The organism is Microcoleus sp. Pol12B4, assembly GCF_036701385.1.
GTDB lineage: Bacteria > Cyanobacteriota > Cyanobacteriia > Cyanobacteriales > Microcoleaceae > Microcoleus.
This window is the reverse complement of the sequence record NZ_JAUBQR010000015.1, coordinates 15,477-38,337: the sequence shown is the minus strand read 5'-3', so window position 1 is coordinate 38,337 and position 22,861 is coordinate 15,477. Positions and strand designations below refer to the sequence as shown.

The following is a 22,861-nucleotide window of genomic DNA, read 5'->3' as shown; positions in this document are numbered from 1 at the left end:
TCTGATTTGCACGAGATTATAATAGTAAGAAAAAATATCTTCACAAAAAAATAATTATTCCTATGATAGAACTAACTGGCTATCAAATTCTAGCTCGAATTTACTTAGGCACTCGCACCATAGTTTATCGAGGAACTCGCCTCTGCGACCAAAAACCTGTCGCCATCAAAGTCTTGCGAAACGAGTATCCCAGCTTCAGCGAGCTCTTGCATTTTCGCAATCAATACTCGATCGCCAAAAACCTGAATTTGCCCGGAATCATTCAAACCTACAGCTTGGAACCCTACCGCAACGGCTATGCCCTGATTGTGGAAGACTTCGGGGGAATTTCTCTGAAGGAATGGACGGGGAAAGGAAAAACCGTGCCATCTCTGGTTGATTTTTTCCAAATTGCGATCGACCTGAGCAATACATTAGATATACTTTGCCACAACCGCATCATTCACAAAGACATTAAGCCCGCCAATATTTTAATAAATTCTGATACTAAACAAGTCAAACTCATTGACTTTAGTATTGCATCTTTGCTGCCGCGAGAAACTCAAATAGTGATGAGTCCCAACGTAATCGAAGGAACACTCAGCTATATATCTCCCGAACAAACAGGAAGAATGAATCGCGGCATTGACTACCGCACAGATTTTTATTCATTAGGTGTAACCTTTTACGAATTGCTGACAGGAAAATTGCCATTTCAATCGAGCGATCCAATGGAATTTATCCACTGTCATATTGCCCAGCACCCGCCATCTGTACATGAAATTAATCCCGAAATTCCCTTTGTCCTCTCGGAAATTGTCAGAAAATTGATGGCCAAAAATGCCGAAGCTCGCTATCAGAGTGCATTAGGGCTGAAAGCAGATTTAGAAAACTGTTTGCAACAACTCAATGAAACAGGTAAAATAGAGAGTTTTGTCATTGGGAGGCGAGATTTTTGCGATCGCTTTATCATACCCGAAAAACTCTACGGCCGAGCAACCGAAGTCGCTGCATTATTAGCAGCATTTGAGCGAGTAGCAAATCCCTCTAAATCTCCTTCCCCAGAAGAGACTAGAACCGATAGAAACGATGTAAAAGAAGACCTTCCGTTGATTAAGGGGGACGGGGGTGACTCGAATTTATCCTGCAGCGAAATTATGCTAGTTGCCGGATTTTCCGGCATTGGGAAAACCGCTGTAGTCAATGAAATTCACAAACCCATAGTTCGCCAGCGCGGTTATTTTATCAAAGGCAAATACGATCAATTTCAACGCAACATTCCATTTAGTGCTTTTGTGCAAGCCTTCCGAGATTTAATGGATCAATTACTCTCAGAAAGCGACGCTGGACTGGAACAATGGCAAATAAAAATTATCAAGGCTCTTGGCGAAAATGGTCAAGTTATTGTAGAAGTAATTCCTGAGTTGGAGCGAATTATTGGCAAACAACAGCCTGTCTCTGAACTTTCGGGAAGTGCCGCAGAAAATCGTTTTAATTTACTATTTCAAAAATTCATCTCTATTTTTGCCACCCAAGAACATCCCTTAGTGATTTTTTTGGATGATTTGCAATGGTCAGATTCAGCATCCCTGAAGCTTTTGCAAGTGTTGATGAGTGAAAAAGATAGTCAGAATTTGCTGGTAATTGGGGCATATCGAGATAACGAAGTATCCCCGGCTCATCCATTTATGTTGGCAGTAGCAGAGATGGAAAAATCTCAAGTAAGGGTAAATACTATTACCTTGGAACCTCTAAGCCAAGTCGATCTTAACTATTTGATAGCAGATACGCTCTCGTGCGATCGCATTCTTGCTCAGCCATTAACTGAGTTAGTTTATCAAAAAACTAAAGGCAATCCATTTTTTGCCACGCAATTTCTCAAGGCGCTACAGGAAGATGGGCTGATTGCGTTTGACCCCACCCCCCTTTCATCCCCGCTTATCAGGAGAGGACAAAGGGGAGTAACAGGGGGCTGGCAGTGCGATATTGCCAAAGTCAAAGCCCTAACTATCACCGATGATGTAGTGGAATTTATGGCGGTGCAATTGCAGAAGTTGCCGCGAGAAACTCAGGATGTGCTGAAGTTGGCTGCGTGCATAGGAGCGCACTTTGATTTGAATACATTGGCGGTAGTAAGCGAGAAGTCGCCGGAAGAAACTGCTGCCGATTTATGGAAATCATTGCAAGAAGAATTCATCTTACCAACCAGTGAAATTTACAAGTTTTATATAGGGAAAGAAGAGGCAAAAAACACCCCAAGTTTGCCAAATACAGCCGCTCAATTACCTCACTACAAGTTTCTACACGATCGGGTCCAGCAAGCTGCTTATTCATTAATTCCTGATGACCAAAAGCAAGCCACCCATCTTAAAATTGGACAGTTACTTCTTCCGAATTTCTCTGAGGTTGAAAGAGGAGAAGAAGTGTTCGATATTATTAATCATTTTATCATTGGATCTGATCTAATAACTCAGCAAGAAGAACGAACAAAGCTTGCTAAGATTAGCCTCTTTGCAGGGCAGAGAGCCAAACTCTCAACCGCTTATGAATCGGCGACAAAATATCTCGCTTTCGGTTTAAATTTCCTACCCAGCAATAAATGGGAATCCGCCTATAAATTAACCTTTACTGTGTATTTAGAAAGCCTTGAGGCTGAGTTTTTAGCAGGTAATTTTGAGGAGGCTGAAAAATTAATAAAAATCGTATTTATTTATGCTAATTCTAGCCTCGATCGAGCAAAAATTATTGCGATTCAGCTAACTCATTATCAAAATAAGGCTCTGTATCAAAAGGCGATTCAATTAGGAATCGAAGGGCTGAAACTGTTAGGCTTAGAACTGGCGATTATGCCAAATGAAGCAGAGTTAGAAGCGATGGCTCTGGAAGTTAAAAAAACATTAAATCAGCGCCCAGTTGCAGGGCTAATCGACGCACCCCTCATTGTCGATGAAGAACGCCAGATGCTGATCAAACTGCTAATGAACATGGTACCGCCCACTTACCTAACTAATCAGGAGTTGTTAGTATTGGTTGTTTTACACATGACCAATCTCTGTTTGCAATACGGGAATACAAATGTGGCGGGTTTTGTTTATGTTTGGTATGGAACAATTCTCTGCCAAGGCTTTCAAGACTATGAATTGGGCTATGAGTTTGGACTTTTAGGGTTAAAGGTGAATGAAAAATTTAATAACACCACCCTGAATGGCAAAATTTATATGTCGTTCGGCAACTTTATCAACCATTGGCGCAAGCACGTCAGTTCCAATCTTGTTCTGCAACAAGCTGCTTATCAGGGGGCACTGGAGGTAGGGGATTTTTCTTGGTGTCATCACAGTGCTCTGTTCAGTTTCTGGCAGCAGGCGATCGTATCAAGCGATATTCACAGTTTGCTGGCTCGACATGAAAAGTACATCAGCTTTGCGGAACGGACTGAGATTACGACCGCATTTGCCCTAATTCTTCAGTGCAAGCTCCTAGAGAATTTGCAAGGGCTAACCATAGGGAAGTATAGCCTTAGCTCTGAAACATTTGATGAAGAGTCGGCGCTAGCAACATTCAATGAAATTGGCTATGGCTATGGCAGTAGTACATACTATTTTGCTAAAGCATTTTTGTTCTTTACCTATGGTGAGTATGCTAAAGCTTATGAAATGTTAGTAGGTGCTGCCGAGTTTTCTAATACACTTTATGGACAATTTCAACGTGTTATGCATTGTTTTTATCAGTCTTTGAGTGTATTGCAACTTTATGGGGGAACACCGGAAAAACAACCACAAGATTACCAAGAAGTTGTTCAGAATAATCGGGAACAACTTCAAATCTGGGCAGACAACTGTCCTGAAAACTGTCTGTCCAAATTTCTGCTTTTAGAGGCGGAGATGGCTCGTGTTGCTGAACAAAAATGGCAGGCTGCTGAGTTGTACGATCGCGCCATTCAACTCGCTAAAGAAAACCAATTCCTCCACGAAGAAGCCCTGGCCCACGAACTCGCAGCTAAATTTTACCTCGGCTGGGGCAAAGAAAAAGTCGCTGCAGGCTATATGCAGGAAGCCTACTATTGTTACGCCCGCTGGGGAGCAAAAGCCAAAACCGATGACTTAGAAAAACGTTATCCCGATCTGCTGCGCCCCATCTTACAACAGTCCGGCCAACCCTTCACTATTTTAGAAACCCTATCCACCCTCACCAATCCCACCTACTCTATTCATTCGAGCACCCATAACACTACCTCAAGCACCTCGATCAACCATGCTCTAGATTTTACGACCCTGCTGGAAATCTCCCAAATGATCTCCAGCACGATCGACCTGGATGAGTTGCTGCAAATTGTGACCCAAACCATGTTACAAAACTCGGGAGCCGATCGCTGTGCACTGATGCTCTGCCAAGATCAACAATGGCAAGTGCGGGCGATCGCTACGTGGGAAAACATTAGCCTGCAAACGGAACCCCTAGAGGATAATCCCACCGTTCCTGTTAAATTAATTCAGTATGTCAAAAACACCCTAGCAGCAGTTGTCATCGATCACGCCAAAACAGATTTGCCTGTGATTGACGATTATTTAGAGCACCACCAACCAGAGAGTTTGCTGGGTTTGCCAATTCTAAATCAGGGGAATCTGGTCGGCATTTTGTATCTAGAAAATCGGATAACCAGTGGGGTGTTTAGTCGCGAGCGCCTCCTAGTGCTGAATTTTCTCTCTAGTCAAGCGGCGATCGCTCTGGAGAATGCCCGTCTCTATCACCAAGTGCAGCAGACTTTGAATGAACTTCAGCAAACTCAGATGCAAATGATCCAAAGTGAAAAGATGTCAGCATTAGGCAATCTAGTGGCAGGGGTTGCCCATGAAATCAACAACCCCGTTGGTTTCATTGCCGGGAACATTAATGAAGCTCATGCTGGAGTCCAAGACTTAATTGATTATTTACGACTCTATCAAGAAAAGTTTCCTCCATCCGAAGCAGAATTGATTAAGAAAGCAGAGGAAATAGATTTAGATTATCTAGTAGAAGATTTACCCAAAATGTTGAGTTCCATGAAAATAGGATGCGAGCGCATCAAAAACATCAGCACCTCCCTCCGCACTTTCTCTCGCGCCGATACGGCCCATAAAGTTGAGGCTAATATCCACGAAGGCCTCAATAGCACTTTGATGATATTACGCCATCGCCTGAAAGCGAACGACAAGCATCCTGAAATTAAAATCATTAAAGAGTACGGTAAAATTCCCAAAGTAAAATGTTATTTGGGACAATTAAACCAGGTCTTTATGAATTTGTTAGCAAATGCGATCGATGCCTTAGAAGAATCAAATCAAGGACGGAGTTTTGCCGAAATTCAAGCCCAGCCCAATCACATCACTATTCGGACAAAAGTAGAAAATGAAAAAGTAAAAATTTCCATCGCCGATAACGGAAAAGGAATGTCAGAAGAGGTGAAAAATCGTATCTTCGACCATCTATTTACCACTAAAGATGTGGGCAAAGGAACTGGGTTAGGACTGGCGATAGCGCGTCAAATTGTAGAAGAAAAACACGGCGGAAAGCTGAGTTGTTTTTCTACGCCCGGAGAAGGAACAGAGTTTGTCATTGAAATTTTAATAGATTAAAACTAATGACTAATGACTAATCACTAATCACTATTGCAGCGGCAAAAACACCGTCATCACCTCGCCCTTTTGGGGTCGCTGGCGAATTACCAACTTCCCCCCAGCAGCCCGAAATAAATTCTTAGTCACACTCAAATTTAAACTCAAACTTCCCGTCTCCGGCTGCACCATCAACAAAGGCCCGATCGAGCGCAAAGGAGCATTCGCCTTAGCTGCAAAAGTCGATGCGACATTACCTTCAGGTAAGTGTTCCGATTCCAACTGCAACTTTAACTGATCGCCCGCCAATGTCACCTCCACCTGAATGCGACTACCGGAGGGCAAAGTTCGAGTAAAATTCTCAATCAAATTAGTTAAAACCTGATCCAACATCGTCGGATCGCTGACTACCGCAGGCAACTTTTTCGGTACAATAACTTCCAAAGTGTGGTTTCGCACAGCGGCCTGTTTTTGCCAGCGGGGAATGCTATTTTGTAGCACTTCACCGAGGGACATTGCTGTTAGCTGCACGCCCGAATTTTTAGCTTGCGACATTTCCAATTCGACGGCACGGAAAATTAAACCGAAGCGATCGATCTGAGCGGTACACTCAGCATCAATCATTTCCAAACGCTTGACCACCACCGGATCTAGTTTGGGACGTTTCAGCAGCAATCGAGTCAGCGTGCGGATAGTAGCCAAAGGAGTGCGGACTTCGTGGGCGATCGCCTGTAGCAATTCCACCTCTTTAGTAGCGAGAGGAATTGGAGATTTGCAGTTAATATCTGTAGCCGATAACTTTTTATGCCTCGGGTTCAAACAATCATCGATTCTTTCATCCTTTATCCTGCCTGCTTCATCTTTCCCAACCGGCAAATTATGCAACAGCAAGCGGCTGAACTGCATCACTGTTTGATAATTTGGCTCCACAGGCAAAAACTGCTGGAACAGCGCGTCTAATTTAGTAGAATTATTAGTTAATTGGCTAACTGGTAAATTGAAGCTACCGTCAGAATTAGCAAGCAAACATTCGCTTTCAGTCACCCTGCGCCGCAAAACCTCCCAAGCTTTGGCGACTACTTGCGGATCGAAAGAAAATAGAAAAGCCGGAATTCCTGCAGAATTTTCACCCAAAACCATCACCAGGCTAAAACTAGCAGTTAAAACCAAACAAAACTGCTCGTTGGCTAAGGGATCGCCACTTGCCAAAGCCAAAGCCGGGGCCGCTGCAGGCACTGATGTTTGCACATCAGCCGCCGGCATTAAAGCTAAAGTTTGTCTAGCCCGAAAAGACCACAAAGCTGCATCGTTGTCGGGAATACTGGTAAAAATCCAATTGGCAAAGCCGTTGGCCAAAGCGGGGTCAGTCAAAACCGAAGACGGACCCGACAACACCAATCCTTGACAGGAATGGGGGATTGTCGATAGACCATTTGCTCGATCGACATTTGTTTCTTGTCCTGCTTTTTGCCGATCGAGCATTTGGTTCAAAGCTGCGATCGCCCCGTACCATTCCTGTTCAGCTTTCAGCCGAGAAGCCCCACGGCTTGCAGGACACCGATGGCGGTTGTTTTCTCCCGCCAACTTAGCATCAAAGAGACTGAGGTCATTTTCTTGGCCTTCGGAGGCTAAAATTTCGCTTATTGTCGGTAAAAAGTAAGTATTCACAGTTATAAACCCACCTTCGGAGGCATGAAGGGTGAAGTATTTATGTATAGGAAAGTTCAGGAGTTAGGAGTCAAGCACCAGCACGATCGAAAAATCCCGCATAATTTCTTGCGCCTTCCTCCTAACCCACAGGATATCCACATTTGTCAACTAACGATATTGGCAGAACCGTACCAATAAGTCGCAATCTCCGCGCTTGCGGCGGTATTTTGTACGATTGCCCTGACAAAAGTGCAAAATGAAGTAAGTTAAACACCGTGCTTTCCTTATGCCCACCTCGATCGCCGACTCGAAAAATCTGCTGTCCGACTTAATGGCACGCTACCGCCACCAAGTCGATTATCTGGCAATTCGACTGGAAGAAGCCGAAGGCACCGACATACTGCTGCGGGGGGAAAAAATTGAAACCCTCAGCGAAGGAGTCTCAATTGGCGGCCAAGTCAGAGCTTGCCACAAAGGCGGTTGGGGCTTTGCCAGTTTTAACCGACTTTCCACCCTCGCCGAAAGAATCGAAGAAGCTATCGCCGCGGCAAAACTGATCGGCGAAGAAGAAACGATCCTGGCGCCAGTTACGCCAGTACAAGACATTTGCTTGCTGCCGCTGACAGGAACAGACCCCCGTCTGGTTCCCCTAATTGACAAAAAGCAATTGTGCGATCGCTACGCGGCGATTCTCCGCAGCATTGACCCCCGCATCGCCACAATCTCCGTGCGCTACGGCGACAGCACCCAGCGGATGATCCTCGCCACCTCCGAAGGCACCATGCTCGAACAAGGTTGGGCAGACATGGAAATGCGCTTTGCCGCCACAGCCCGCAGCGGGGAAACCGTACAAACCGGCCGCGAAACCACTGGTTCCCGCAAAGCTTACGAAGACTTAACCGATCTCGATGTTCAAGTTCGCAGCGCCGCCCAGCGCGCTGTAGATTCCCTAGCCTTACCACCTGTCCAAGGCAACACCTACACCGTCGTCATCGACCCAATTTTGACCGGATTGTTCGTCCACGAAGCCTTCGGGCATCTTTCCGAAGCCGACATGGCCTACGAAAATCCCGACATTTTGGAAATTATGACCCTCGGTCGCCAATTCGGCCCCAAAAACTTGCAAATTTTCGACGGTGCAGCGCCAGAGGGACACCGTGGCAGCTATTTCTACGACGATGAAGGCACTCCCGCGACTACTACTCAGTTAATTAAAGACGGTGCTTTAGTGGGGCGGCTGCACTCGCGGGAAACGGCGGGCAAGTTGGGAGAAACGCCGACTGGCAATGCTCGCTGTTTGAATTATCATTATCCGCCGATCGTCCGCATGACGAATACTTGGATCGAACAAGGTGACACGCCAGTTGCTGACTTATTTTCTGGTATCAAAGAAGGAGTTTATGCGCGCAATTGGCAAGGCGGCATGACTAACGGCGAAATGTTTACTTTCAGTGCCGGCGAAGCTTGGATGATCCGGGACGGAAAACTAGACAATCCGGTGCGGGATGTTACTCTTTCGGGTAATGTTTTCAGCACTTTAGCTGATATTGAGGCGATCGGCGACGATTTCTACTGGGATGAATCCGGCGGCTGTGGCAAGGCAGGACAAAGCGGTTTGCCCGTCGGCTGTGGCGGCCCAAGTTTGCGGATTCGCGATGTCGTTGTTGGTGGTGAAGCTGCGGCAGAAGATTAAAGCTACAAAAGTTTAAAAAATAAAGGTAAAGCGTCAGATTCCTACTCGCGCTTTACCTTTATTTTTGAGTGCAACATTTCGCGGTCGTGTGTGGTGTCTGATATCTTGAGGACGCTTGGCCAAACAACCGGAATAGCGAACAATTATGCCTTGAGTCGTCAAATACCGCTGCCAAATCGGTTTTTTGGTACGCAGTACCTAAGTCCCGAATTAATAAATCGAAATCTTCAATTTTTCTCTTATTCTCCCAATTTTATATTCTCCCATTCTCCCCCTAATTCCCTGCAATTATCGCTTTTTTCGGCTTTATCTTCCCTCGCCTCGTCTTGGTGGCGTATTATCTTTATCGTTATCGTACAAGCTCTGAGTGTCCGCTACGGCGGTTAAATTTTCGGGAGCAGAGTTGTCTTGAGCAAAAAAGGTCGATCGAGTTTCTAAGCTTTGAGTATTAACTGCGCCAGCACTCAGTAACAGGCTTGACATCAGGATGGAAGAGTAAACGCGCATCATAAAATTTTGGTGTTTGTATTTTCCCCTTCTTGATACGCAGTCTGTACTCTGCTATCAGGATAAAAAAATAATTGCGGTGAAATCATCAATTAGTAAGTAATGGCACTTGCAATTTTTATAAGTTTTGGTTAAAAGCGGGTGAAATACATCATCTAGCTCGCTTGTTCACTGATAATTTCTAGTTCTCTGCTATTTGCGGGCAACCAGCAGAATTCAAGACCATGTTCAAAAAAATTATGCTACTCTTCTATGCTCGTCTTCCCAACCCTGGTAGTTATAAATTATTCCCCAATATAAAATATAAAATCTAAAATGCTATGACCTCTGGAATCCTCTGGAAACGCTCTTCCAACAAGGAAACAAAAACTGCCAATTGTAAACTTTTACTACTTTTATGATTAACTGCATAATTTATTGAAGTGAAGCGACAACCAGGGGATTAAAGAAACAACAGGAGAGTACCGAGGCGCGCCATCCGCACGTTACATATACATATCTTGGTGAATGAGATTCCTTAAAGCGGGCAATGCCTAATTTTCACATTTACTTCATAAATGGTTGCTATTGTTTTTTTAAATAAATTGTGAACCTTTTATTTTTTCTGATCTTTTCTGATCTTTTTTGATCTTGCTTCGTGACAAGAGCGCTTAGGCGCCACTCCGAAGGAGGAGTCGAAAGCGGTTGGGGAAAAAAGCCCGTTCACAAAATCGTGGAGTCAATCTCAAATCTCAACTCTCAAATCGAACTGGCGCGCAGGGAGTAAAAACAACTGGTTTTAAAACTGATATCGCGGAGTCAATCTCAAATATCAAATCTCACAGCGACTGACTTGCACATCTACCTGCAGGAATAGCGAGTCGAGGGTTGACGAGTTGTCCAAAATAACATCAGCTTGTTGACACTTTTGAGCCAGCGACAACTGGGCATTAATGCGGGCATTAGCTCGATCGTAACTCAAGCCGTCTCGCTGCATTAGTCGTTCTAACTGCACTTCGGGTGAACAGTACACTACCCAAATTTCAGTACACAAGTCAGTCATGTTAGCTTCAAACAGCAGCGGCACTACCAAAACCAAAGTCAACGTGTCAGCCTTGGCACAGAAACCGGTTTTTTTTTCAACAATACTCGGTTCTCGCTTTTCGTAAAAAAACCCGGTTTCTTGAGTCTTTGTACCTAAATCCTGTGTGTCTTGGGATACCAAACTCGATGCAGCAATGCAGCTTTGAGTTTCCTCAACTAATCGGCGGCGCACGTAAGGGTGAATCTGTTGTTCCAACCACTCCCGCTCGTCTGCGTTACAAAAAATAATACTTCCCAACTCTGGCCGATTTAAATTGCCGTCCGGGAGCAAAATACCCGCGCCGTATCGTTTTACAATAGAGTCAAGTATTGGCGAACCGGGGTTCACAGCTTCGCGGGCGTAAATATCGGCATCTAAAATCGGAAATCCACAGGCATCTCTCAGATAATTAGATATAGCGGTTTTACCGGTGGCGATGCCCCCAGTTAAACCAATCAGACGGACAATTCGATCGCTCATAATTTTCTCTGTTTAAACTTCCTGTGTTTCGACACTTACTGTCAGTCTTTGCTATGTTGGTGACACAATCAGATTTAGACTTAAAATTTAAGATTTGCGATCGAGAGTTCGCGTTAGGAAGTGTCAGCATTGGGGTGCGATCGACTATTTTTTACCTAAAATCTCAATTTTAAACTCGAATTAAGGTCTAGACCGAGGCAAACTTATGAATGCTCAACGTGCTGTGCGGTCGATTCTGGCAGCAATTCCCCTTGCTGGATTTTTGATAGTAGATTTTTTCCCCAACCTGGTTTTCCTCAAAGAAAACAGCAACGGATGGGTACTCGTGGCAATTTATCCCCAATCTCAAATTGCTGCGGCACAATCTATTACTCCAGCCCCAGACGGCACCGGAACCACTGTCACCGTCCCAGGTACAGGGCCGTCTCCTCGCTACGATATTAAAGGCGGCACTCCCTCCAGAGACGGAGCAAATTTGTTCCACAGTTTTACTCGGTTCGGTCTGAATTCTGGTGAAACTGCCAATTTCATCTCCAACCCAAGCGTTAAAAATATCCTCGGCCGCGTTGTCGGTGGGGACGCTTCGTTAATTAACGGTCTAATTCAAGTTACTGGCGGCAATTCTAACTTGTTGCTGATGAATCCCGCAGGCATCATCTTCGGAGCAAATGCGCGACTCGATGTGTCCGGGTCTTTTTTGGCTACCACCGCTAGCGGTATCGGTTTTGACGACCGTTGGTTCAACGGTACTGGGGCGAACGACTACGCCGCCCTAGTCGGAACACCAAATGCTTTTGTTTTTGGGCCACAGCCCGGAAGTATTGTCAATGCGGGTAACTTGGCTGTCGGAACCGGGCAAAATTTGACTTTGCTGGGCGGAACGGTGATCAGTACAGGGCAACTTTTAGCCCCAGGCGGTCAAATTACTGTGGCGGCTGTTCCGGGCGAAAATCTGGTGCGGTTGAGTCAAAACGGACTTTTGCTGAGTTTAGAAGTTTCTCCAGCAGCCGGAGTGTCGGGTTCGGAAGCGGTTCCCTTCTCTCCCCAGAGTTTACCAGGGCTGCTGTCGGGTCCCGGTGTGGCTAACGCTACGGGTATAACTACGAACGCTCAAGGTGAAGTTGTGCTCACAGGCGGCCAAACAGTGCCAGGAGGTGCTGGAACTGCGCTGGTAGCGGGATCTGCGGACGTGTCTGCTACGGGGGGCGCGGGAGGAAGCGTCAACGTGTTGGGCGACAAGGTAGGGCTGTTGGGAGCGAAGATTGAGGCTTCCGGGCCCGACGGCGGCGGAACGGTGCGGATCGGGGGAGATTACCGAGGCGAGGGAACTGTGCCGAATGCCAGGATGACTTACGTGGATGCCAAAAGTTCGATCGCCGCCAACGCAACAGAATCAGGCAACGGCGGGAGTGTTTTTGTCTGGGCTGACAACACAACAGCATTTTTGGGCAGCATCAGGGCAAATGGCGTTTCTGCAACGGGAACCGCAGGGGTTGGGGGGTTTGTGGAAGTGTCGGGCAAGCAAAGATTAATTTTTAACGGTAATGTCGATACTTCTGGGACAAACGGTTTGGGAACTTTGCTGTTAGATCCGGAAAATATTTTAATTACAGATTCCCCAGAAGGTGCGGGCGATGCGGAAATCATTGCCAACAATAATATTTTGGCAACAGGAACGCTAGCAGGACAGGAAAACAATTCTGAGCCTTCGCTGACAATTTCGGCTACAGCTTTAGAAAGTATGTCGGCGACTTCAAATGTGGTTCTCGAAGCGCTAAACGATATTACAATTGCTGATTTGGCAGACAATCAGTTAAGCTTTCAAGCAACTACTGGTTCGGTAACATTGAGAGCAGATGCCGATCGCAATGGTGCAGGTGCTTTTTCGATGAATGCGGCAGATACAATTAGCACGGCTGGCGGTGCCATCGCCATTTCGGGAAATCAAATTACTGCGGGCAATTTGTCGAGTAACGGCGGAAATATTAGTTTGATTAGTCCGGGTTCGACAGTTGCAAACAACATTTCTTCATCCAATGCCAGCAGCGGCAGCAGCGGGAATATTGTGCTCGAAGGCCTGAATGTAACGGCCCAAAAACTTGATGCCAGCGGCCGGGAAGCGACGGGAAATGTAACTGTGACGGCTCGGAATGTTCTCGGAGTTAGCTCGATCGCTGGGGGATCGGGAAACATTACTTTGACGGGTGATGAAATTAATTTTAAAGGCGACAAAAATTCGGTCAGCGGTACGGGCTTTTTGGTACTACAACCTTGGAGTCCCGGTCAAAATATTGCGATCGGCGGTTCTGGAGATGTGGGTACTAATATTTATTTGAATCTGACGGCAAGCGACCTCGGAAGTTTGGAAAATGGGTTTGCTGGCATTACGATCGGCCGCAGCAACGGTATCGGTTCAATTCTGATTGCCAACGATTTCACATTTTACGATCCGCTAATTATTCAGTCGCCAGCGGGTTTGGGAACAATCACTACCACAAATTCCCTGACAGCGGCCGACAATGCCTCAATTACTCTCAAAGCTGATGGCAATATCAGAACCGGAAATATCACTACTAAAAATCAGGAAATTCGCATCGTCAGCACCGCAGGCAATGTCACAACCGGTCAGCTACTTACTGGGACTTCCCGCACCATCAACACTTCTGTCAATTCTTCCGAAGATACAGGCAATTCGGCAGGAGATGTTAGTGTTAACGCACAGGGCACGGTGACTGCCGGAGCGATAGACACCAGGGGCGATCGCGCGGGGCAAGTGACGCTGACGGGGCGCAATGGAGTCACAGCAGGGGCGATCGAAGCTGGTGGCGCCCAAACAGGGGGAGATATTATCCTGACGGGCAACGAAATTGACTTGACGGGTGACAAAAACTCGATCGCCAGCAACGGCAATCTGGTGTTGCAACCGGCTGAGCCCAGTCAAAATATTATAATTCAAGGTTCTGGCGATACAGAAGCTCTGAACTTGACTGCTGCTGAATTGAACACTTTTCGGAATGGGTTTGCTTCGATCGCGATCGGGCGCGCTGACGGTAGCGGTGTGATATCGATTGCTTCTGGAACGCTAAATTCAACGCCAAATTCAACGCCAGTGGCCGTGACATTTCAAGATCCGACGACTATTCGATCGCCCAATGGCGCAGGCGCGATCGTGGGAATGGGTGCGATCGGCGGCACTGATAACGCTACGATTTCTTTGATGGGCGGTACTGTAGCCGTCGGAGATGTTACCTCGACAGCGGGGATTAACATCACTAGCAGTCAAGGCAAGTTGACTGCTGGTACGGTTTCATCTCGCTCAACTTCCGGGGTGGCGGGTCCTATAAATATTCGCAGCGCCGGTGCGGTAGAAACCGGCAACATCGATGCTTTTGGTGTCAGAAGCGGGGGAGATATTTCGATTGCGGCGCCGGGCCGGATCGTTACAGGGGTGATCAACTCGAGTTCGCAATCGGGAAGTGCCGGTTCGAGCCAAATTATTGGGCAGAAAGATGTTGAAGTTGTTTCGATCAAAGCTCGTGGCAATACGGGCGGCGATGTGGCCATCGAGGCTGGGGGAGCGTTTCGGACTCCGGGAACAGGAACTGCTGCTGAGCGCACCGAGGTCAGCATTTCTACAGACGGCCTGGCTCAATCGGGTTCACAGACACTGCTGCAAAGCACTTGCCCGTCGGGAACCTGCAGGGCGGCGACTGTTGGGACGGGAAACTCGAAGTCGAACACAGCCACCTCCTCAACTACTATCGGGCCGCTGGCGATCGTGCCGAGTCCGGCACCAACTACCAGCGTGGAACTGCAAACTACAGACAATTCTCAACAAATTGTGACTCAAGTGACTCTCGGCCCTGCAGCGTCGGTGTCCGAGAGCAGTAACGCAAATGTCTCGCCAGAACCTGCTGCTACCTCTGTTGAGGCGCGGCATAACGAGACTGCTAGCGGCCCGGTACTGCTGTCGCCGTCGGTGTTAAAAGACAATTTGGGTACGCCTGCGACGACAGAAAACGCCAGCGTGACAACAACTCCACAGAAGCCTGCGAGTGCGGTGAGTACAGAAAGTATCGGGAATGTGAGGGTTCCTGAGATTTCTCGATCGAGTTCGATCGCGCAAATAAGTCCGATCGACGCAGTGCAGCAAAGGGATAGAACTCAGGGCCGGGAATTTGAACGTTACTTTGGGGGCACGGTAACAGAAAAGTCAATCACGCAGAAAAGTATTCGAGATACTCTCAACAGCGTCAATCAGTTGACGGGGGTTAAACCCGCCATCCTTTACGTGTGGGCAAAAGACAAACATTTAGAACTTGTGTTGTTATTGCCAGACGGCAAAAGTGTTTTTAAAAGCGTGCCTGCAAGCCGCCAGACAGTGCTGCAAGTTGCTAAAGAATTCACTAATGCTATCAGAACTCCCAGGAGATTGAATGCTGCTGACTACAAGCAACCTGCCGAGGAACTTTACCAGTGGTTAATTGCACCGCTGCAAGCGGACTTGGAGGCTAACAAGATTGACACCTTGGTGTTTTCGATGGATTCAGGTTTGCGAACTTTGCCTTTGGCTGCTCTTTACGACGGCAAGCAGTTTTTGGTAGAAAAGTACAGTCTGGGGCTGATTCCGAGTTTGAGTTTAACTGATACTCGCTATGCAGGTGTTAAGGGTTCTGAAGTTTTGGCGATGGGTGCGTCGAATTTTCCTGCCAAATACGATCAAAATCCTTTGCCTGCGGTGCCGTTGGAAATATCGACAATTGTGGACAAGATTTGGCCCGGTTCGTCTTTTCTCAATGAAGCTTTTACGTTGGCAAATTTGAAGCACAAGCGCAATCAACCGCAATACAAAATTATTCATTTAGCTACTCACGGCGATTTTCAGCCTGGGGGGGCGGAAAATTCTTACATTCAGTTTTGGGATACTAAGTTGCGGTTGAATCAGTTGGATCAGTTGAAGTTATCTAACCCACAGGTGGAGTTGTTGGTGTTGAGTGCGTGTACTACGGCGGTGGGAGACGAACAAGCTGAGTTGGGGTTTGCGGGGTTGGCGGTACACGCGGGGGTAAAATCGGCTTTGGCGAGTTTGTGGTATGTCAGCGATGTCGGTACTTTGGGGCTGATGACTGAGTTTTACCAGCAGTTGCGTACAGCGCCGATTAAGGCTGAGGCTTTGCGGCAAGCGCAATTGGCTATGCTGCGGGGAGAAGTGCGCTTGCAAGATGGTTATTTGGTGCGATCGGGCAAAAATCAAGCTCTGCCTTTACCGTCGGAGTTGACCGCTAGGGGCGATCGAAATTTGTCGCATCCTTATTATTGGGCCGCTTTTACAATGATCGGTTCGCCGTGGTAATTTTGAAGGAAGAGGGTGCGATCGCCCAAAAAACTGGGAGAGAACAAGTCGCAAAACTCAGAGGATGGGCATACCTAAGAAAGTGCGGTTACTCACACTAGAGACCGCGACTTCAACATCGAAAACGGGATAAAATGGAACAATAAAAATTTAAAAAAACTCGACTGCTAGCGCCAGAAATATTGCTCGTGTACAAGTCTTTACTAACAACTTTTAGCCCCGATAAATTATGATAATTCAATCAAAAAGTTTCGATTACCCAACAACAATCGCTCTTGGTTCTCAAGCCCTAACGATCGGCGGTGAGGATAAACTCATTGGGAGCCACGCTTTCTTCGTTTTCGTCCAGCATTCTTAACAAAATTTCGTAATGCTTTAATGATGGGTTATAGGTAATAGAGGCAATCTTTTGGGAGTAGAGACAAAAATGATTGGTTTCTAACGCACGGCGGATGTTGGAAATCTACTGCCTCTCACCACATTGTATAATTATATTAGTTCGCCATCGTCGAGACGATAAACATGAACACAGTTGCGACCTTTGCCTTTGGCAGCATAACAAGCTGCATCAGCCGCCCCCATAACCTCCATCAAATCTTGGCTGGCTTGGTTAATGGCAACAACTCCAATACTGACCCCGATGATAAAGGTTTGACTATCCCAAATAAACCTAAACTGCTGCACTAGGTCTTTGAGTTTTTCCGCAATCTGAGCTGCTTTAGAGAGGGGACACTTAGTAAGCAAAAGACCAAATTCATCACCTCCCAAGCGAGCCAGTATGTCATTAGCGCGGACTCCCTTTTAGAAAAGTGTAGTGATTTGGCGCAGTAGCTCATCGCCAGCACAATGACCTGCGGTATCATTAACGACTTTGAACTTATCTAAATCTAAATAGCAGAGAGCGTGCTGCTGATTGCTATCTTTAACAGAGGCGATCGCCTCAATTAGGTTCTGCTCAAATCCTCGACGGTTGATTAAACCCGTCAGAGCATCGTGACTGGCTTGCCAAGAGAGTTGACGAGCAAGATTGCGCGATTCGGTAACATCATGAAAGACGATAACGGCCCCGATAATTTGACCTTGGCGGTCTCGAATCGGTGCTGCTGAGTCCTTAATGGCATACTCCGTCCCATCGCGCGCAATGAGTATAGTATGGTTAGCTAAGCCCACAATTCGCTTCTCCCACAGAGCCTTGGCGATCGGATTCTCTAATGGCTTTCGGGTTACTTCATTGACAATTTCAAAGACTGTAGACAGGGGGAGTCCCTTAGCCTCATGAGCCTTCCAGCCTGTCAGTTGCTCAGCGATAGGATTGAAAAATCGCACATTACCTTGAGCATTGGTAGTAATAACTGCATCACCAATCGATTGGAGAGTCACTTGAGCTAGTTCTTTTTCGGCAAAGAGGGAGGCTTCGAGACGTTGGCGTTCTTCCATTTCTCTCAAGAGACGTAAATTCTGCTCTTGGAGGCTTTGTTGCAACCGTCGGATGGTTAGGTGAGTTTCGACACGAGCTAATACTTCTTCGGCTTGAAACGGCTTAGAAATATAATCTACCCCACCCACAGCCAGCCCCTCAACCTTATTGAAAGTTTCATTGAGAGCACTCAAAAAAATTATCGGAATGCCTGTGGTTTGCTCGTCAGATTTTAATTGTTTACAAACTTCATAGCCATCAATATCAGGCAATTTAATGTCAAGTAAGATTAGTTCCGTCGATGGCGATTGGGCGGCTCGGAGCGCCATTGCGCCTGTTGTGACACTGCGAACTTTATAACCATGTCTCTTCAAAGTACGGCTGAGAAGATGCAGGTTATCAGGGAGATCGTCAACAATTAAAATATTGCCTCGGTAGTTGGTAGCTGGATCGCTAACTATATCGCTAGTTGTATCGAGAATCCTACTGCTTTCCATAGTTTCTTGCCAGAGGACTATAAACCTATGAATAAGAGTATAGTTTAATTATTAGGTTATAAACTCACTTGACGCAGAAAGAAGTCCTGCGATCGCAGAGTTCGAGGACTGGCACGGTGGCACAGCCCCTACAAAATCTGACTTGTTCAGGTAGGGATAATCCCTCCGTGATTGCCCTTCTTCGTTCCGCGTAACATCAGGAGAACCTTTTTTCCCAAGCAGCCGGTTTATGAACAACCACATTTCTTACAGGGCAAGTCTACTCCTCATTGCGATCGGATGTCTCGTGCTGCTGGGTTGGCAATTTGACATCTCCCTACTCAAAAGTGGTTTTCCCGGTAAGACTTCGACCATGAAGCGGGCCATGGCAGAACTCAATCGCTAAGCACTTCAGCACTCATGAATAATGCAGGTTAGGTATGATTATACAATTTTTTGAAAGTGGAGGATTCATTCCTCATGGTCACTGCTATCTCTGGCAAACAAATTTAGTAGGATTACATATTTTATCCGATGGTTTAATTGCTTTAGCTTACTACTCCATCCCCATCATGCTAATCTACTTTGTGCGACAGCGCCAAGATACTCCATTTCAGAAAGTATTTTTTCTGTTTGGCGCCTTCATAATTGCCTGTGGTACAACTCATCTCATGGAAATTTGGACGCTTTGGTTTCCTACTTATTGGCTTTCGGGAGGACTTAAAGCTATTACTGCTCTGATTTCTATATATACTGCATTTGAGCTAGTGTTTTTAATTCCATCAGCCTTAGCTTTACCTAGTCCAGATCAACTTATTGCAGCAAATCAAGCCTTAGAGAAGGAGATCGACGATCGCAAGCGGGCTGAAAACGAACGCAAACAAATTGAGGTGGCTTTACGAAACAGTGAAGAGCAGTTTCGCAATGCGTTTGAAAATGCGTCAATTGGAATGGCGATCGTTTCACTTGATGGGCACTGGGTTAAAGTCAATCCTGCCTTATGTCAGATTATTGGCTACTCCTCAGAAGAGTTGTTAGCGTTAACTTTCCAAGACATTACCCATCCTGACGATTTAGACCTGGATCTTAGTTATGTACATCAGCTATTAGCAGGAACAATTTCCACTTACCAACTGGAAAAACGGTATTTCCATAAACAAGGACATATGGTTTGGATTCTTCTTGATGGCTCGCTAGTAAAAGATGAACAGGGAAATCCACTGCATTTTATTGCTCAAATCCAAGAAATTACCGCTCGAAAAGAAGCTCAAAAGACGCTAGAGCTTCAGAGTGTTATTATCCAGAACATGGCAGGTGGAGTGTGTTTAATTAAAGCCTCAGACCTCACGATCGTCTACACCAATCCCAAATTGGACTCTATGTTTGGCTACACAGATGGCGAACTTGCAGGTCAACCCGTTGGTGTCTTGAATTATGTCGATACAGATGTTGCACCAGACGCCAGCGTTCTAGATATTGTCACTCAAATTCAGCAGAAAGGAGAAGCACAATATGAAGTCTACAATAAGAAAAAAGATGGAATACTTTTTTGGTGCAGGGTTCATACATCCATGTTTGAGCATCCTGAATACGGAACCGTATATGTTGCCGTTCAGGAGGATGTGACAGAGCTGAAACAAGCTGAGCAAGCCTTGCAAGCTACCACAAATCGCCTCAACTTTCTCCTCAACTACAGCCCCGTCGTTATTTTTAGCTGTAAACCTTATGGCAATTATGAAGCAACGTTCATCAGCGAAAATATCAAAGACGTATTTGGCTATGAAAGTATGGCGTTTTTAGGAGATGATGAATTTTGGGTGCATAACTTACACCCAGATGATGTAGAACGAGTGCTTAATGGCTTAGCCAATCCATTCGTCAATGATTTTTATTTACATGAATACCGTCTTCGTCGCTCAGATGGGGTTTATCGCTGGATACTATGTCAACTCAGACTAATTCGAGATCGTGCAGGTAGACCAGTGGAAATGTTGGGATATTTAATTGACATTAGCGATCGCAAACAAGCGGAGTTGGAACTTGAGCAAGCTAAAGAAGCAGCAGAAACAGCAAACCGAGCCAAAAGTATCTTCCTGTCCAATATGAGCCACGAACTCCGTACTCCTCTGAATGCTATTTTGGGATTTACGCAATTGATGAGTTACGATCCTGTTCTGACTCCCGAACTCCAAAAAGATCTGGCGATCGTCAATCGTAGCGGCACACATTTATTGGAATTGATTAACGACATTTTAGATTTATCCAAAATTGAGAGCGGACGGATGACACTCTATCTTTCTGACTTTGATCTAAAATTTTTGCTAATTTCTCTTGAAGAAATGTTGCAAATTAAAGCCCAATCGAAAGGATTGAAACTAATTGTCGAGCGAGAACCCAATCTGCCCCAATTTGTGCATAGCGATGAGAAAAAACTGTATCAAGTCTTAGTCAATCTGCTCGGTAATGCGATTAAGTTTACTAATCAAGGAAGCGTCACCTTACGAGTAAGATCAGAACAGAGCGACAAAACGTCCTGTCGCCTATGTTTTGAAATTGAGGATACTGGAGTGGGAATGGCTCCAACAGAAGTTGACAGCTTATTTAAGGCGTTTGTGCAAGCTGAAGCTGGGAATAAATTGAATCAAGGTACTGGTCTAGGTCTAGCTATCAGCCAAAGATTTGTCCAACTCATGGGTAGTCAGATTCGGGTTCAAAGCACATTGAATCGGGGCAGCACTTTTTACTTTGAAATTGGGGTAAATTTACCTCAAGCAGTCTGCGTTGCCTCAGAATTGCCTAAACAAAGAGTGATTGGTATAGCTCCAGGACAACCAACTTATCGCATCCTTGTTGTTGAAGATGTAGAGGAAAATCGTCGCTTATTGGTCAAACTCCTTACCTCCGTCGGTTTTGAGGTACGCCAAGCAACACAGGGAGTTGAAGCACTATCCCTGTGGGAAAGTTGGTCCCCACACCTGATTTGGATGGATATACGAATGCCGATTATGGATGGCTACACAGCTACTAAACGCATTAGAGAACACCCTCATGGACAAGAGACTGTCATTATTGCTTTAACTGCCAGTGTTTTTGAAGAAGAGCGAGAGAAAGCTCTTATGGCTGGTTGTGACGACTTTATGAGCAAGCCTTTTCAGGAAAGGCTCATCTTTGACAAACTCGCTCAACACTTGGGAGTAGAGTACATCTACACAGTTGTAGGAAAAGATTCCCCAAAACTATTTGTTGATTCTTTATCTCCCGAAGATCTAGCCGTGATGTCATCTCAGTGGTTAGAACAAATGTATCAAGCTGCCTACTATGTTGATCCTGAAGTCATGAACGAGCTAATCAAACAAATTCCCGCATCTAAATCAACCCTTTCCAGTTCGCTAATTGATTGTATAAATAACTTTAAGTATGACCAAATTATAGAGTTAATTCGACCTCTCCTCCCAAATCCAGTTTAGTTATCGAGTTTAAGGATAAATTTGATTCTATTACCATCAGCCACAACTGCTCTTTTAACACTAAAGTGTCGATGCTGTCTTTGATGATAACGCCTTCATCTTCTTCGGAAATTCCGAGGAATTTTTTGGGTTTAATGTAGAAATGATGCAGATAAAACTCGCCCGCAAATAACAGCGGAGAGACATCGACAAATTGATGGTTTTTTCCAGCATCGGCCGATAGCACAGCAAGTTGAAGTAACCCGCTTTAATCTGATCTAGCTGTCGTTTTTGAAAGTTGGTGATTTCTGGCAACTCGTATTGCCTTTCTCGGAAAAATTGGTCGTCTTTGACAACTTCTAATGTGACATTTGTAGCTGGAATTGTTGGAACCCTAATTCTAGCCTATTAATTTTATGGCTACTTATAATTTTATTAAATTTCCAGCTAATATTATGTCCCCTCGAACGAGCATAATAAAATTGGTTCGTAGTGAGGACGGAGAGTCATCATTTCACTCGTTTCGACTTGGATTTATCCCTACCAGCTTATAACGGTTATTTTACGGAAGATGATATAAGTCAAAATTAAAGTCTGCTAATTCCAAATTTTTTGCAAATTGAGAACAAATCCCGGCAAAACATTTTCCCCAGAAAGAGTGAGAGGAGATTGTAAAACTTCCACATCTTGACCGGGGCGATAAATTTCAACTTCCCGTTTTTTGCGGTTAATCAGCCAACCCAAACGACAGCCATTTTCCATATATTCTTGCATTTTTTCCTGAGTCTTTTTCAAGCTGTCAGTTGGGGAGAGAATTTCCACAGCAAAATCGGGACAAAGCGGGATGAATTTTTCTCTTTGTTGAGGTGTTAAAGCTTCCCAGCGCGATTTTTCTACCCAAGACGCATCGGGAGAGCGATCGGCTTTATTGGGCAGAGTAAATCCTGTGGAGGAATCAAAGGCTTCACCGAGTTGGGTTTGTTCGTTCCAAAGTCCAATCTGTAAGTTGAATTTTGAGTTGCTTCTTCCCGTTTCTCCTCCCGTGGGTGGCATGACAATTAATTCTCCGCTGGCGTTCCGTTCAAGTTTCAATTCCGGGTTTTCTTCACACAGTTGATAAAACTGTTCTGAAGTTAGTTTAATAATGGAATTGAGGTTTAAGGTGATAGCAGTCATTATTATTAACCTGCTGTTTGTATAAAGTTG

10 protein-coding genes and 1 pseudogene are annotated in these 22,861 nt (G+C 45.5%); 5 read left to right on the top strand and 6 right to left on the bottom strand.

Annotation, left to right across the window (positions count from 1 at the left end; all coding sequences use genetic code 11):
- The first annotated feature begins 62 nt into the window (after positions 1 to 62).
- Positions 63 to 5,591: an AAA family ATPase gene (locus QUA38_RS04015; protein ID WP_333159421.1), complete on the top strand. Its 5,529-nt coding sequence runs from the start codon at positions 63 to 65 to the stop codon at positions 5,589 to 5,591.
- 30 nt (positions 5,592 to 5,621) lie between these two features.
- Here QUA38_RS04015 and QUA38_RS04010 read toward each other — a convergent pair whose 3' ends face one another.
- On the bottom strand, positions 5,622 to 7,238 hold the full coding sequence (locus tag QUA38_RS04010) for a HAMP domain-containing sensor histidine kinase (protein WP_333159419.1): 1,617 nt from the start codon (positions 7,236 to 7,238) through the stop codon (positions 5,622 to 5,624).
- A 268-nt stretch (positions 7,239 to 7,506) separates the two neighbouring features.
- Between QUA38_RS04010 and QUA38_RS04005 the strand changes: the two genes are divergently transcribed.
- Entirely contained in the window at positions 7,507 to 8,913 is a 1,407-nt protein-coding gene (locus QUA38_RS04005) for a TldD/PmbA family protein (RefSeq protein ID WP_333159417.1), read from the top strand.
- Positions 8,914 to 9,219: 306 nt separating this feature from the next.
- On the opposite strand, the gene patX is transcribed toward QUA38_RS04005, so the two are convergent.
- Together patX and coaE are read right to left on the bottom strand one after the other, a co-directional pair.
- Positions 9,220 to 9,423: a heterocyst-inhibiting protein PatX gene (patX, locus tag QUA38_RS04000; protein ID WP_333159415.1), complete on the bottom strand. Its 204-nt coding sequence runs from the start codon at positions 9,421 to 9,423 to the stop codon at positions 9,220 to 9,222.
- An 808-nt stretch (positions 9,424 to 10,231) separates the two neighbouring features.
- Complete coding sequence (gene coaE / locus QUA38_RS03995) at positions 10,232 to 10,963, bottom strand: dephospho-CoA kinase (RefSeq protein WP_333159413.1); 732 nt, start codon at positions 10,961 to 10,963, stop codon at positions 10,232 to 10,234.
- Positions 10,964 to 11,168: 205 nt separating this feature from the next.
- On the opposite strand from coaE, the gene QUA38_RS03990 reads away from it, so the two are divergent.
- Positions 11,169 to 16,316 carry a CHAT domain-containing protein gene (locus QUA38_RS03990; protein WP_333159411.1) on the top strand — a complete coding sequence of 1,716 codons (5,148 nt, stop codon included), beginning with the start codon at positions 11,169 to 11,171 and terminating at the stop codon, positions 16,314 to 16,316.
- 489 nt (positions 16,317 to 16,805) lie between these two features.
- On the opposite strand, the pseudogene QUA38_RS03985 reads toward QUA38_RS03990, so the two are convergent.
- A pseudogene (locus QUA38_RS03985) lies at positions 16,806 to 18,230 on the bottom strand (diguanylate cyclase domain-containing protein).
- 229 nt (positions 18,231 to 18,459) lie between these two features.
- Here QUA38_RS03985 and QUA38_RS03980 point away from each other — a divergent pair.
- Both QUA38_RS03980 and QUA38_RS03975 read left to right on the top strand, forming a co-directional pair.
- On the top strand, positions 18,460 to 18,615 hold the full coding sequence (locus QUA38_RS03980; protein ID WP_333159409.1) for a hypothetical protein: 156 nt from the start codon (positions 18,460 to 18,462) through the stop codon (positions 18,613 to 18,615).
- 34 nt (positions 18,616 to 18,649) lie between these two features.
- On the top strand, positions 18,650 to 21,676 hold the full coding sequence (locus QUA38_RS03975) for a PAS domain S-box protein (protein WP_333159407.1): 3,027 nt from the start codon (positions 18,650 to 18,652) through the stop codon (positions 21,674 to 21,676).
- Here QUA38_RS03975 and QUA38_RS03970 read toward each other — a convergent pair.
- On the bottom strand, positions 21,636 to 21,902 hold the full coding sequence (locus QUA38_RS03970; protein ID WP_333159405.1) for a hypothetical protein: 267 nt from the start codon (positions 21,900 to 21,902) through the stop codon (positions 21,636 to 21,638). The genes QUA38_RS03975 and QUA38_RS03970 overlap by 41 nt on opposite strands.
- Positions 21,903 to 22,252: 350 nt before the next feature.
- Entirely contained in the window at positions 22,253 to 22,831 is a 579-nt protein-coding gene (locus QUA38_RS03965) for a Uma2 family endonuclease (RefSeq protein ID WP_333159403.1), read from the bottom strand.
- Positions 22,832 to 22,861 lie beyond the last annotated feature (30 nt).

Coding starts and splice junctions, on each gene's coding strand:
- QUA38_RS04015 (WP_333159421.1), top strand. CDS start 63: ATGATAGAACTAACTGGCTATCAAATTCTAGCTCGAATTTACTTAGGC.
- QUA38_RS04005 (WP_333159417.1), top strand. CDS start 7,507: ATGCCCACCTCGATCGCCGACTCGAAAAATCTGCTGTCCGACTTAATG.
- patX (WP_333159415.1), bottom strand. CDS start 9,423: ATGATGCGCGTTTACTCTTCCATCCTGATGTCAAGCCTGTTACTGAGT.
- coaE (WP_333159413.1), bottom strand. CDS start 10,963: ATGAGCGATCGAATTGTCCGTCTGATTGGTTTAACTGGGGGCATCGCC.
- QUA38_RS03990 (WP_333159411.1), top strand. CDS start 11,169: ATGAATGCTCAACGTGCTGTGCGGTCGATTCTGGCAGCAATTCCCCTT.
- QUA38_RS03980 (WP_333159409.1), top strand. CDS start 18,460: ATGAACAACCACATTTCTTACAGGGCAAGTCTACTCCTCATTGCGATC.
- QUA38_RS03975 (WP_333159407.1), top strand. CDS start 18,650: ATGATTATACAATTTTTTGAAAGTGGAGGATTCATTCCTCATGGTCAC.
- QUA38_RS03965 (WP_333159403.1), bottom strand. CDS start 22,831: ATGACTGCTATCACCTTAAACCTCAATTCCATTATTAAACTAACTTCA.